Source organism: Mesobacillus subterraneus (assembly GCF_023715485.1).
Classification (GTDB): Bacteria; Bacillota; Bacilli; order Bacillales; family Cytobacillaceae; genus Mesobacillus; species Mesobacillus subterraneus_B.
The window spans coordinates 344,119-357,693 of the sequence record NZ_JAMBOF010000002.1 but is presented as its reverse complement, the minus strand read 5'-3'; the positions used below and the strand labels follow the sequence as shown (position 1 = coordinate 357,693).

General features: G+C 40.3%; 7 protein-coding genes and 2 pseudogenes. 7 read left to right on the top strand and 2 right to left on the bottom strand.

The features are described from left to right. Positions 1–127: 127 nt before the first annotated feature. The 5 genes from M3204_RS04305 to M3204_RS04285 all read left to right on the top strand — a co-directional run bounded on the left by M3204_RS04305 (position 128) and on the right by M3204_RS04285 (position 9,397). The gene (locus M3204_RS04305; protein WP_251478888.1) at positions 128–4,690 is read left to right on the top strand and encodes a cell wall-binding repeat-containing protein; all 4,563 of its coding nucleotides are present in this window, start codon (positions 128–130) and stop codon (positions 4,688–4,690) included. Between the two features lie 211 nt (positions 4,691–4,901). Next, complete coding sequence (locus M3204_RS04300; protein WP_251478886.1) at positions 4,902–5,651, top strand: Wzz/FepE/Etk N-terminal domain-containing protein; 750 nt, start codon at positions 4,902–4,904, stop codon at positions 5,649–5,651. 28 nt (positions 5,652–5,679) lie between these two features. Further along, positions 5,680–7,002, top strand: coding sequence for a flippase (locus tag M3204_RS04295; RefSeq protein WP_251478883.1), 1,323 nt, complete (start codon positions 5,680–5,682; stop codon positions 7,000–7,002). Then, positions 6,999–8,147 carry a glycosyltransferase gene (locus tag M3204_RS04290; RefSeq protein WP_251478881.1) on the top strand — a complete coding sequence of 383 codons (1,149 nt, stop codon included), beginning with the start codon at positions 6,999–7,001 and terminating at the stop codon, positions 8,145–8,147. Before M3204_RS04295 ends, M3204_RS04290 begins: the two co-directional genes overlap by 4 nt. 14 nt (positions 8,148–8,161) lie before the next feature. Next, positions 8,162–9,397: an O-antigen ligase family protein gene (locus M3204_RS04285; protein WP_251478879.1), complete on the top strand. Its 1,236-nt coding sequence runs from the start codon at positions 8,162–8,164 to the stop codon at positions 9,395–9,397. A gap of 24 nt (positions 9,398–9,421) precedes the next feature. Here the strand turns inward: M3204_RS04285 and M3204_RS04280 are convergent, their stop codons facing one another. Both M3204_RS04280 and M3204_RS23985 read right to left on the bottom strand, forming a co-directional pair. Then, positions 9,422–11,284, bottom strand: coding sequence for an LTA synthase family protein (locus tag M3204_RS04280; protein ID WP_251478877.1), 1,863 nt, complete (start codon positions 11,282–11,284; stop codon positions 9,422–9,424). A 61-nt stretch (positions 11,285–11,345) separates the two neighbouring features. Beyond that, positions 11,346–11,576 (bottom strand): annotated as a pseudogene (locus M3204_RS23985) (hypothetical protein); the annotation flags it as partial. Between M3204_RS23985 and M3204_RS23980 the strand changes: the two are divergent. Together M3204_RS23980 and M3204_RS04270 are read left to right on the top strand one after the other, a co-directional pair. Continuing rightward, positions 11,570–11,691: pseudogene (locus M3204_RS23980) on the top strand (transposase); the annotation flags it as partial. The pseudogenes M3204_RS23985 and M3204_RS23980 sit on opposite strands and share 7 nt — an antisense overlap. Positions 11,692–12,393: 702 nt before the next feature. After that, positions 12,394–13,470 (top strand): MraY family glycosyltransferase, encoded by a 1,077-nt coding sequence (locus tag M3204_RS04270; RefSeq protein ID WP_251478876.1) that lies wholly within the window; start codon positions 12,394–12,396, stop codon positions 13,468–13,470. The last annotated feature ends 105 nt before the right edge of the window (positions 13,471–13,575 follow it).

The window sequence follows — 13,575 nt, the reverse complement described above, 5'->3', positions numbered from 1 at the left end:
AGTTTAAATTGACTCTAATGGAAAAATCTCGTAAAATTAAACTGTATTTTCTAAATATTATAAGAAATGGAGGTCTTTTTTCACATTTAATTTATTTTTTTAATATATTACTAGGGAGGAAAAGGGATTGAAACTTAGAAAGCCATTTACCTATCTATTGGCTGGTTCATTGTTATTCTCAAATGTGAACTTTGCATTAGCAGAAACCCTGAACAATTCAAAGCCGTCAAAGCCTGCGATTACGAAACAATTAGATGGCAGGAAAGCATTTGACAAATCAAAGCTAAAAACTACTGCAAATTTCAAAGCCTCTGACAAGGTTCGCGTGATTGTTGAAGTTGAAGGGGAAACTCCAATTGAATACGCAACCAAAAATAAAAAGCTTTACAAAGAGCTTCCGGAGAAAACAAAAAATGAATTAGCTGCTAAAGTTGAAAAGCAGCAAACAAATGTGAAGAAAGCTCTATCTTCAAAAGGTGTCAAAGTCAAGTACAAGGGCAATTATTCTACTGTCTTCAATGGTTTTAGCGGAGAGGTTACATACGGTGATATCTCTAAGATTGAAAACACAGCTGGAGTTAAGAATGTATACTTGAGCAATGAGTATAACCGGCCTGAAGTCGAGCCTAATATGAAAACGAGCCATCAGTTCATCCAGTCTTACCAGACTTGGGGAGATGCGAAGTACAAAGGGGAAGGCCAGGTTGTAGCAGTAATCGATACAGGCGTGGATCCATCCCATAAGGATTTTGTCCTCAGTGAAGGTGTCAAAGGTGAGCTTGAGGAAAGCGAAGTTAAAACAATTGTTGAAGATGAAGGCCTGAAAGGTAAGTACTATACTGAAAAGGTTCCTTATGGCTTCAACTATTATGATATGAACGATACAATTCTAGACCTTGGACCAGAGGCTTCTATGCACGGTATGCACGTTGCCGGTACAGTTGCAGCAAATGGTGATGTAGAGAATGGTGGGATTCAAGGGGTTGCACCTGAAGCGCAAGTATTAGGGATGAAGGTTTTCTCAAATGATCCACTTTATCCATCAACATGGTCAGATGTTTATTTAGCGGCAATTGATGATGCTATTAAATTGGGTGCCGATGTCCTGAATATGAGCTTGGGCAGTACTGCTTCTTTCTATGAGCCTGAGAGCGTAGAAGACTTAGCGATTACAAGAGCAGTAGATAATGGTGTATTGGCAGCTGTTTCTGCTGGTAACTCTGGACATATCGGTTATGGTTGGGACAACCCTAATTTTGAAAATCCTGATATCGGAGTTGTAGGAGCTCCAGGACTTAACCCGGATACATTGCAAGTAGCAGCATCAGGAAATGAAGGATACTTATATGAAACTAAAGTAACTGTTGATGGTTCTGACTTCAATGCAGTTGGCTATGGACGTGACAACTGGGATGGTTTAGCTGATAAGGAAATTGTCAGCCTTGAAGGTGCTTTAGGCTCTCCTGAAGACTATGAAGGTCTTGATGTAACAGGCAAGGTTGTTTTAGTACAACGTGGAGCTTTATCATTCTATGATAAGACACAAAATGCTGCTGCGGCTGGCGCTGCCGGTATTATCGTTTATGACAGCAATGCTGGAGCTACATTCTATAAAGACCAGGGCGGTTGGGATGTTCCATTTACAATGATTTCTCACGCTGACGGGAATGCTCTTCGTGAAGTTGTCGAAAACCAAAATCTTAATACTCTTGGCGTAGCACAGTTGAATAAAAATGAAGATCCTGAAATGGGCAGAATGACAGACTTCACTTCATGGGGAACAACTCCAAGCCTCGAGTTGAAGCCTGAAATTACTGCACCAGGCGGAAACATTTATTCAACATTCCAAAATGATTCTTATGGTCTTATGAGTGGTACTTCAATGGCGGCACCACATGTTGCCGGCGGATCTGCTCTTGTTCAACAATACTTAAAGACTGATGATCGTTTTGAAGCTTTAGAAGCTTCTGAGCATACTAGACTTGCAAAAATCTTGCTGATGAACTCAGCGAAAGTTATTGAGGATTTACAAGGCCAGCCTTTCTCTCCTAGAAGACAGGGTGCTGGTATGATGCAGACATTCGCTGCAGTTGATACTCCTGTATTTGTCGTTAATAAGAATACTGGAGAAGCGAAAGTTGAATTGAAAGATTTTAAAGAAAAAACTCAAAGCTTTACTCTTACTGCTACAAATATGTCTGAAGAAGAAGTTACTTACAATGTAAATACTCGACTTCTTACAGATACGTTTAAGCAAGTAGAAGGAGCTCCAGACCAAAATGCATTGATCGCTGGGGATATTCAAGGAGCTAAAGTGGTTGCGCCGAAAACTGTGACAATCCCTGCTGGTGAATCTGTTGACTTTACTGTCTCTTTTGACATAACAGGCGCAAAAATCCCTGGTATCGATAAAGACGGCAATGCTACAAGCAAAGCATTGACAGAAGACATTTTTGTTGAAGGTTTCGTTCAGTTCACTGATGCAAAAGGTGCTGAAGCCAAGCTTTCAGTTCCATTCCTAGGCTTCTATGGAGAATGGGATCGTCCAGAAGTGTTGGACGGATTTAGAGTTAACAATGAAGTTAAGTATTTCGACTATGGTGTAGATGATGTCCTAGTGGATAATGACGAATACTTTAATTCTCCTGTTCCAGAAAAGGGATATTACGCATTATCACCAAATGGAGATGGGGTATTGGATAACATGAATCCATTCCTCGGAATCCTTAGAAATGCAAAAGAGGTTCAATACAACATCCTTGACGAGGAAGAGAATCTGCTAAGAAGAGTATTTATGCAAAAAAATGTCCGTAAAACTTATATCGATGGCGGAAGCAGCTTCGGATTTACTTACAATTCAAACGCTATTTGGGATGGAACAGTAAAATCCGAAATGGTTAAAGATGGACTCTACTATTATGAGGTTAAGTCTGTTGTAGATTATGCTGGAGCTGAATGGCAATCCAAGACGATTCCGGTATACGTGGATACAAAGGCGCCTGCTGTAAAGGCTACTTACGATGGAAAAACGGGTGAGCTTAAGTGGGAAGGCAGCGATGAAGGTGTTGGAATCCTAGGCTACGAAGTGTTAGTTAACGGTGAATCAGTTGCTGACTTAGCGGCTGACAAAACATCTTATACATTTACTGAATTGGCTGAAGGAGATTTGGTAGAAGTTCGTGCATATGACCATGCTTATAACGTTGGCACTGATGAAGTTGCTAATGGCGACACGGAAAGCCCGCTTCTTTTAGTCTTATCTCCAGAACCTTACGGTGCTTATAACACTAAAGAAGTTCCTGTAGAGGGATATGTACTTGAAAACGTGAAGGTTGCCAAGGTTACTGTTAACGGCGAGCCAGCGGAAGTATCGTACGATGAAGAAGAAGAAGCATACTACTTCTCAGGAGTAGCGAAGTTTGATGCAGACGATAAGTATGATGTAATCGTCACTGCAACAGACGTATCTGGAAATGAATATTCAATTTCCAGAAAAGTATTCGTCGATACAACAAAGCCGACATTAACAACTGATGCACCATCGTTTGTAGACAATAATGTTGAAGAATTGACAGTTAACGTTGAAATGAAAGATAACTATAAATACTTCTCGTTGTATGTAGATGACAATCATCTGTATGATCAATCTATTGAAGATCCAGTTTCAATTTTAGGTGCTGGAACACAAACTGTAGAAGTACCAGTTACACTTAAAGAAGGCGACAATGTTTTCAAGCTGACGTTAACAGATATCGCTGGAAACGAAACAGTTGAAGAAGTGAAGATTCACCGCAATGAAGATGCTGAACGTGTTAACCGCCTATCAGGCGACACTCGTTACAAGACTGCTGCGGAAGTGAGCAAAAAGGGCTGGGAATCAGCTGACACTGTAGTACTTGCTCGTGGAGATAACTACGCAGATGCACTTGCTGGTGTTCCATTGGCTAAGAAATACAATGCACCACTATTGCTTACTAAGCCAAATGAATTCACGAAAGAAGCAAGCGACGAAATCAGCCGCTTGAACGCTAAAACAGTTTACATCCTTGGCGGAACTGGAGCTGTAAACGCAGCTACTGAAAAGGCCCTTAAGGACAAAGGAATCAAAGTAGTTCGCGTATTCGGTGCTGACCGTTGGGAAACTGCAGCGAAGATCGCTAAACACGTTGCTCCAGAAGGAGTAAAAGAAGTTGTTGTCGTAAACGGAAGCAACTTCCCTGATGCATTGTCTGTTGCTTCATTTGCAGCAGAAAAGGGAATGCCGATCCTGTTGACAAAAACGAATTCACTTCCTGATGTAACTGCTAAGACAATCCGTGACCTTGGAGCTTCCAAGTCATTGGTAGTCGGTGGTACAGGGGTAGTTCCTAAAGTGGTAACGGACCAGCTTCCATACGTATACCGCCTGGGCGGACAAAACCGTTACGAAACAGCTCTAAAGGTTGCGCAATACTTCCATAAGGATGCCAACCATTATTACCTGGCAACAGGCAGAGACTTTGCAGACGCTTTATCTGGTGCTGCACTAGCTGCTAAGAATGGCACTGGCGTATTACTGACAGACAAGAGCCTATCTGCTGAAACTGAGAAGTTTATCAAGGATAACAACCTTGATAAAGTTACAATCCTCGGTGGAAATGGTGTAGTCAGCGACACAGTTGCTGCAAAACTTAAGGACCTACTTAAGTAATAAGCATTAAAGTGAGAACCGTTGAATCTTTCAACGGTTCTTTCTTATGTGGGGGGAACAGGAAATGTGAATCAATAGGATTTATCATTGAAGCCCACCATCATGGATGGTGAATAATGTATTAACGTGATTTGTTCATTTAATTTTCCTGCTGTGGTATCATGCTATTATGTGAGAAATTAATTTAGTCAATAAGGAGAATTGCGAGTATATGAACGATCACAAATACCCAGTTTACGATTACTTCAAATTCATTTGGGATAAGAAGTTGCTGTTAATTTTAGCCACTATTCTTTTTATGATTGCTGGTGCAGCATTTAGCTTTACAAGAACACCGAGTTATACGTCAAAAGCAGTTGTGTTTACTGGTAATGGTGAAAATGATAAGCTTTCAAAGCCAGGTTTGATCTCAGGTGAATATAAAGAGGGGCTTCCTGAAAACCTTAGGGCCTCTTTTGATGTTAAAATTGTTGAGCCTTTCTTAATTTCACTGAGTCTTTCTGGACCAGATAAAAACACAGTTGAATCTGAACTGATAGAGGCAGCGGCAAAATATGAAGCTGACCTCAAAGAGCGTTACAACGAACAAAAAGGCGTGTGGGATGATTATACTAAAGCACTTAAAGCAAAAGTAGAAAAAACGGAGCAGTTAATTGATACTTATAGAGAGATTAGTTCTACAGAGAAAAATGAAGAAAACCTAAACCGATATACTGAAATTTTAATGTTGAAAGAAGAAAAATTGCCGCGCTATTATGCAGATCTTAAAGAAGCTGAGTATGAATTAAAATTACTTGAAGAACCAGAGCTTAAAAAAGACAGTATAACAACAACCGCATCATCCAATAATCTTCTGAGAAATATCCTTTTAGGCGGGGCTTTCGGCTTCCAATTGATGCTTCTCATCCTTGTTTTCTGGAAATATGTCTTGAACGCGAGAAGGTCTGAATCACAAAAGTAAATGTTTCTATTATATAGAAGGTGTTTAAATGAGTAGTTCAAAAACGTTTTTTAAAAATACCCTCGTTACCTTGTCCAGGCAGGTATCTGGAATTCTACTGGGGTTGCTGGCTTCAGTTATTATTGCCAGGGTCCTGGGGCCTGAGGGGAATGGGATGTATCAGTTGATCGTCCTCCTGCCTACAACCCTTATGACATTGCTGAACTTTGGTGTAGGTTCGGCAAGTGTTTATTATATAGGCCAGAAAAAGTATGATATGAAGGATATCATTAAGACAAATACTGCCTCCGGCTTTATTTTAAGCATTGCAGCCATAATCAGCGGAGCTTTGGTTGTGTATTTTGCATCGGACAAGTTTTTCGCTGGGGTTCCGCAGCCGTATTTATTCAGCATCTTGATCATAATGCCTTTGTTGATGCTTAATGATTTTTATCTTGTCCTTTTCCAGGGAGTGCAGGATTTCAAATCCTTTAATACCTTGGCTCTCATAAGGCAATTAGTCGCATTGATTACTTTAGCTTTATTATTGCTGTTGTTAAAAACAGGACTAGTTGGAACAGTATTTTCATTCACCATAGGAGTGCTTGCCCAGTTTATTCTAACGTTGTATTTCTTAAGGAAAAGGCTAAACATTACCTTGTTCAGCGGGAATGTTTCCAAGCCTTACTTTATGGATTCATTCTCTTTTGGCTACAAAGCGCATTTCAGCAATGTCCTTTCTTTTATTAACTACAGAGCTGATATGTTCCTTATCTCAATGTTCTTGACTCCAGCCGCAGTAGGTCTATACGGAGTTGCTGTCACAATTGCGGAAAAGCTTTGGATTGTATCTCAAGCGATTTCCTCCGTGCTTTATCCCGTTATTTCTTCTTCAAAAGATAATGAGAGCAAGAACAAGCTTACTGGCGCTATCAGCAGGAATGTCTTGTTTTTCTCGGTTATAGGCGGGATTGCTTTTTACATTGCAAGTGATTTGATTTTTGGCCTGCTCTTTGGAGAGGCTTACGATAAAAGTTCGGATATACTAAAAATGTTATTGCCAGGGATTATCCTCTTTTCCGTAGACCGTATCTTGTCTAATGACCTTGCTGGAAGGGGAAAACCAGAATTAAATATGTACACATCAATTTTTACTGTTGTTTCAAACATTGTACTCAACTTTTTGCTCATTCCTAAAATCGGAATTGCAGGGTCGGCGATCAGTACATCTGTTACTTATAGTTTGAGTACATTGATAAAGATGGTGCTTTTCAAGAGGGAAACGGGCTTGCAGTATAGCAAGTTTATCATCCTTCAAAAAGAAGATATAGAAGCATATAAGAAAATAATCAGAAAAAGGATGAGGACATGAACAAGAAAGTCTTGATCATCCCTTCATGGTATCCGACAGAAGAAAATAAAATCCTTGGCATCTTTTTTAAAGAGCAGGCCATCGCATTAAAGAAATTTGGCTGCGAGGTTACTGTGCTATATCCGGAGATAAGGACGCTTCGCGCTTATAAAAGCGGCTGGAAACAGGGTGTGCAGGTCAGGGAGGAAGACGGTTTAAATATTTATCGTTTTAAAACCTATAATCCGCTGCCAGCCCGAGTGCCATTCTCAAATGCGTTCGTTTACTATAGCCGGCTGAAAAAGCTCTTCAAAGAAATGGTACAGAGAGAAGGGAAACCTGATATCATCCACGCTCATTCTGCTCTGTGGGGTGGCTGGGCAGCTGCGAAGATTGCCAAGGAAGAAAATATCCCTCTAGTTATTACCGAGCATTCAAGCAAGCTGGTAAGAGGCTTGCTCAAGCCATATGAGAAGAATGAAATTACGAAGGCTCTCAGACAAGCTGGCACAATCATTTCTGTGGGGCCAAGCCTGAAAAAGGAAATGCAAAAATATACGGATAAGCCAATCCTTGAAATTCCCAATATTGTTGACTATAGGGCTTTTCAAATGAATCGCCGGAAAGATAAAGGAAAAGACAGGTTCAGGTTTTTCTCTTTGGCATTCTTGACACCAAATAAGGGCATGGATATTTTGATCAAGAGCTTTGCTAAGGCTTTTAAAGGTGAAGAATTTGATCTGCTGATCGGCGGCGACGGCCAGCAGAAAGATGAGCTGGTGGAACTGGCAAAGAAGCTGGGAGTTGAGTCACAAGTCCAATTTTTGGGAAGGATTGACCGCCATCAGGTTATTGAGCAGATGCATCAGTGTGATGCCTTCGTTTTAGCCAGCAAGTTTGAAACGTTTGGGGTCGTTCTTATCGAGGCACTTGCCAGTGGTAAGCCTGTCATTTCAACAAAATCTGGCGGACCTGAATTTATTGTAAATGAAAAGAACGGAATTCTTGTCCCGGTGGATAATGTCGAAGAATTGAGCCGGGCAATGCAGCATTTATATAATCATTACTATATGTATAATCCTGAAGCAATCCGCAAAGATTGTGAAGACAGGTTCAGCGAAGAAGTGATCGTTGAAAAAATAGTAGAAGTTTATAATAGTCTTTAATAGAGGTATAAATCATGAATTGGAAACTTACAGCGTACTTGGGTATATTAGCTTTAATCTTTTTAGATTCTTTCTTTATCAATATACCCATCGGACCTCTGAGAATGACATTGTTAAGAATGGCCATCCTATCAGTTTTTGCCATAATGATCTACAGGCTGATTTTAAAAAAAGATGTTCTGAATATATCGGGCATAAAGTTTCCTTTGATATTCCTGGGAATATGGTTTTACTACGGAGCGATGGCTATTACCTGGTCGTTTAATAAAGCTGCGGCAATCAAGGAGCTATATTATTTCTTCCTGTTTATCCTGTTGATAGTGGTTTTGATTTATCTGTTGCAAAAGATATATGATTCATGGGTATCTGCATCGCTGTGGCTGGTGGGAGCAGGTATTGTTTTGATTGCTTTGCTTGAGCTTGCGTTCGGTATCCACCTGCCAACCTCGAGATATGTAATTGAGGCAGAAAGATTCGTTGAACTGGATATACGAAGAGCCACTGCATTCTTTTATAATGAAAATGACTTATCAGTGTTTTTGGTTCTTGTCCTTCCATTCTTTTTAACAAGACTATTGAGCAGGCCGATATCGATTAAGCTGATTAATCTTCTTGCAATCCTTGCGATTGTGGGAATTAACTATATGAATGATGCAAGATTGAGTCTGATTGCGATTTTTCTGCAGGTAGTCGCATTTGTGTTACTCGCCCAATTCAAGCAGGTGAAAAAGGGTGTAAGACTAGCGTTAGTTTCAAGCCCAATTTTAATTGGTGCCATAGCCTGGTTTGTACTTCCGGCTCTTGTGAATATTGATTTATTCGAAGGGATAAGAGAAGGCCGCGGATCAGCTTCCCACCGGTTTAATCTTTATTTGAATGGACTCTATGCAACGTTCCAATCGTTTATGCTTGGGGTGGGACCAGGTAACTTTCCAGAACATATTGATCCATACAGATTTAATACCAGTGGTTTTACGAACCCGCATAACTGGTGGCTTGAAGTATTAAGCAGCTACGGACTGATGATATTTGCAGGGTATGTTGCATTCTTCATTTTCATTGTCGTGAAGCTATTCTCTATCTACCGGTTTGAAAAGAGTAATGGACACCTGGCTTTATCGCTGCTGCTGAGTTATATTGGCTTTGTGATCGCCTGTCTTGGTCCGAGCAGTTTATTTTACTTCTGGCCTATGTGGTTCTTTTACGGAGTGGCTCTTGCCTTTATTGCGAAGCATAGAATTGCAAAATAAAAAAGCATCGAGAAAGATGCTTTTTTATTTTGTCATGGTGGGTATTAAATTATTTTCCAGCATGAAGCTTGAAGCCTCGATATCCTTGAATAGTTTGTTGAAGCCTGGCCTGCATGCTTCTATATCAGTTTCTTCGTTCGTGTTATTGTCAATGCACTTTCCAGACTCGAATGTGCCATCGTGGGAGGCGACATAATTAAAGTCGTCAGTATAGAAGCTATACCTTGTTGTTTCGTAGGCAAATCCGGCAAACCCCTCTTGTTTCACGTCCAATGCTTTTCCGAATTGGACTAATGGTCTTTCGATTCCTAATAAAGAGGTGATTGTGGGATATATGTCCATTTGGCTTGCCACGATCTCATTTACCATTCCCTTAGTTTGGCCTGGATGATGGATGATCAGAGGCACTCTGAAGCGCTCTTTTTCATTAAAAGTAACATTCAGCAGCTTTTTAATTTCTTTTTCATCCTTTGGTATTGGTCCGTAATGGTCACCATACATCACAAAAATTGTATCCTCCCATATACCTTCCTTCTTCAAATCCTCAATGAATTTTCCAAGGGCCTGATCAAAATAATAAACGCTTTGCAGATAATGACCTGTTGCCGTATCTTTGAATTTTTCAGGGAGATCTAGGTATTGGTATTCTTCCGGTAAAACAAAAGGGCGGTGATTGGTCAGGGTGACGATGAAATTATAAAAAGGACCATCTATTGTTTTGTGTAAATCCATCATTTGTTTAAATATGCTTTCATCTGATATTCCCATCCCTATAATTTCATCTTTTTTTATTGAGGGATGATCTTTGTGATAAAAGGTTTGATATCCTTGTTTTTTATAGGCTTCTTGACGATTCCAGAAGTCAGGAGAATTGCCATGAGCCGCTGTTGTAACATAGCCAATGTCTTTCAGAGTCTTGCCTAACGAAAGAAAGTTATTTTGCGGATAGCCTTGATAGATCCCTTTGGGAGCCATCGGATATATGGAGTTATTAGCAACGAACTCCGCGTCTGATGTATTTCCTCGCCCAATCTGCAGGTAAGTGTTTGGGTAGTACTGGCTGATGGAAATAAGCTCATTCATATTAGGGGTTATTTCGAACCCATCTACCTCAAGGCCGACTGGGAAAGTATTTAAGGACTCTGCCTGTACCATGATGACATTCTTGCCTTCGAATTTCCCGAAATATGGTGAAGTTTTCTGGAGGGTCTGATTTTTTTTGAACTCGCTCTTAATCTCAAGGACTTTGGCAGAGTTTTCGCTTACAACTTCGCCAGCAAGGGTAGCTTCGTACAGTGAGTTATGCACAGTATAGATGTGAGCTGGAATGATCCCTGTCAAAGAGACCATGTACTGATCAGAGAATGTGGCTTTTAACGGAAAGAAAGCTGTAAAAAGAAGCGCGGCGATGCCTGAACTCATAAATATCGCTGAAAGCAACGGTCTGTTATCTACAGCCTGCTTCCTGTTATACCAAATAAAACCTGCCAGGGTGAAAGGGATGTCTATCCAATACAAGAAATCAGTTGTATACATCAGGGTAATGACCGAGCTGAACACATCGCCAATCTGATTAGCCTGCCCTGCTAATTCAATATGAAGGATTGAATCGTAATATCTCTCATAAACCACATCAGCATAAAACAAAAGATTAACGACTAAATACAATGAAAAAGCAGCGGTTATGTGAAGCTTTGATCTCTTTGAAGCCAACAAGCTGACCAGAACCAGGCTGAACCCGATGGAAGAAATTAAGATAAATTTCTTATGCGGGCTAAGCTCCAATTCATGGACGAAGTAGACCGTTTTTAAGGTCCATGCGATGGCTATGAAGAAAATTAAGATAATAGTGCGGGTCAAAAATGGTTTATCAAAATGAACCTTCAATTAATCACTTCCTTATAATACTTATTAAATATTTTTAACACAAATTTACAAACATTTAAAGTTAAATACATATTGGATGAATATAATAAGAAGTTAGACCTTGAAAAGATTTAGACATCATAGGGTTTATACATGAGGATAGAATCCTCTTAGCTTCAGTTTCTAAGCCATTGCCGGACCTCTCCATGTCGGCTATCTTTATAAGATTCAAGGCAGCAAAAGTAAGCATCGCCTGCATGGACAATTTTTTTAATCCCCTGAGGGTCGTCCAACGCATGTCATGCTTTTTTTCAATATAAATTTGGAATTCGCTCCATGCGCCAAACCATTGCGGAAGTAGAAATAAACCTAGCCATCGCTAGTTTTTGGGTTATGGATTCCATGATAAAGTGCCCCACTTCTCAACAGTGTTTATGCTTGGGCGGCCTTTTTCAAATTACACATCCTTCACCAAGTCATAAATATCTATTTTAAAATAGACTTTGGTATAGTTCCACGCTACTTTTAGAAGACCTGTTGATTGGAGTGGAAGGCGCGCAGACTCCTCCGAAAATGCTAACGCATTTCCCTCGTGCGCGTGGGCAGGCCCGATGAAGCTCAATCAATGTCCTGCGGGATCAGCTGGAGAAGTGAGACCCCGCAGGAGCTTGCGACGAGGAGCCACATTTCCCCTACAACCCCAAAAGACTGTAGACAAGCTCGATTTTCCTCGAGTTTGTCGTCTCAAACCTCCCTTTTCTAAGGAGGTTGTATGCGCAGTTGCAACATTAAAGTAATAAAAGTTACGAAAATGAAAACTTCGATGGCAAATTTAACTCGTATGAAATGGCTAATTCGACAAATTTCGTCTAAAGTTAAAACTGTGGGATTAATTATAGAAAAGTCGAGACCATATCTTGAAACTTTTCCGAATATCCGACGTCTATACTATTGTTGTTTGAAACGAATCATTTAGGGGAAAGAAAAGAGAGGCTTTCCAGGAGAAGAAGAAGAAGAAAACCAAACACCCGGGTTCCATTTAAAAAATCGTTGCTTAAATAAGTAAATGTGTTACGATATGAATGGATTGGGAAGGATAAAACAAACTGATACAACAGGTGATTAATTATATGTACATTCAAGCGTTTATTGCTTTTTTTGTCTCCTTGGTCACAGTCCTGGTTGTAACACCGTTAGTAATAAAATTAGCGATAAAAATTGGAGCAGTTGATAAACCGAATTACCGCAAAGTCCATGAAAAAGTCATGCCGCGTTTAGGAGGCCTGGCGATTTTTATTGGCGCCGCAGCTGGTTATTTTGCTGGCGGACTATACAATGAGAAGGTTACGGCCATAACGGTTGGAGCGATTTTAATTGTGATCCTTGGAATGCTTGATGATAAGTATGAGCTATCGGCAAAGATTAAATTTGCAGGACAGATCCTTGTAGCGAGTTTAATCGTCTTCAGTGGACTGACTGTGGAACTTTTGACGATTCCATATGTGGGGAATTTCGAGTTGGGCATTTTGAGTTATCCCATTACAATCTTTTGGATTGTAGCGTTTACGAATGCCATCAATTTAATTGATGGATTGGATGGGCTTTCTGCAGGGATTTCCGCAATAGGGATTGCGACAATTGCTGTGATGGCAGGAATAGCTGGGGCACCGCTGATTTTTACGTTCTCGCTTATCCTGATTGGCAGTATAATTGGATTCCTCTTTTATAATTTTCATCCAGCGAAAATTTTCATGGGTGACACAGGGGCATTGTTTCTCGGATACTGCATTTCGATTTTGTCGTTACTTGGTTTATATAAGAGCGTTACGTTATTTAGTTTTATCGTACCGGTCATCATTCTTGGCGTGCCGGTATTCGATACAACGTTCGCGATTATCCGCAGGATAGCAAACAACAGGCCTATTTCATCACCGGATAAGTCGCATTTGCATCACCGTCTATTAGCTCTTGGGTTGTCGCACCGAAATACTGTACTTTTAATTTATGCGTTTGGAATCCTTTTCGGAATCAGTGCGCTAATTTTATCAGAGTCCACTATGTGGGGCACGATCTTCATCATTTTCGGGCTTCTTGTCATAACCGAAGTCATTGCTGAAGTAATCGGGCTCGTCCATGAGCGATACAGACCATTTTTAACGATTTATAAAAAAATGACTCGAAAAGGGTCATATGGCAGGAATAACTGAATATGCCGTTTGTGTGGCAGACGCACAAACGGTCTCTTTCATTTTTACAAGGTTATTATTTCCCCTGATTCCTGATTTATACATATAAATTACGGATTTCTGAAC

Coding starts and splice junctions, on each gene's coding strand:
- M3204_RS04285 (WP_251478879.1), top strand. CDS start 8,162: ATGAATTGGAAACTTACAGCGTACTTGGGTATATTAGCTTTAATCTTT.
- M3204_RS04295 (WP_251478883.1), top strand. CDS start 5,680: ATGAGTAGTTCAAAAACGTTTTTTAAAAATACCCTCGTTACCTTGTCC.
- M3204_RS04290 (WP_251478881.1), top strand. CDS start 6,999: ATGAACAAGAAAGTCTTGATCATCCCTTCATGGTATCCGACAGAAGAA.
- M3204_RS04300 (WP_251478886.1), top strand. CDS start 4,902: ATGAACGATCACAAATACCCAGTTTACGATTACTTCAAATTCATTTGG.
- M3204_RS04270 (WP_251478876.1), top strand. CDS start 12,394: ATGTACATTCAAGCGTTTATTGCTTTTTTTGTCTCCTTGGTCACAGTC.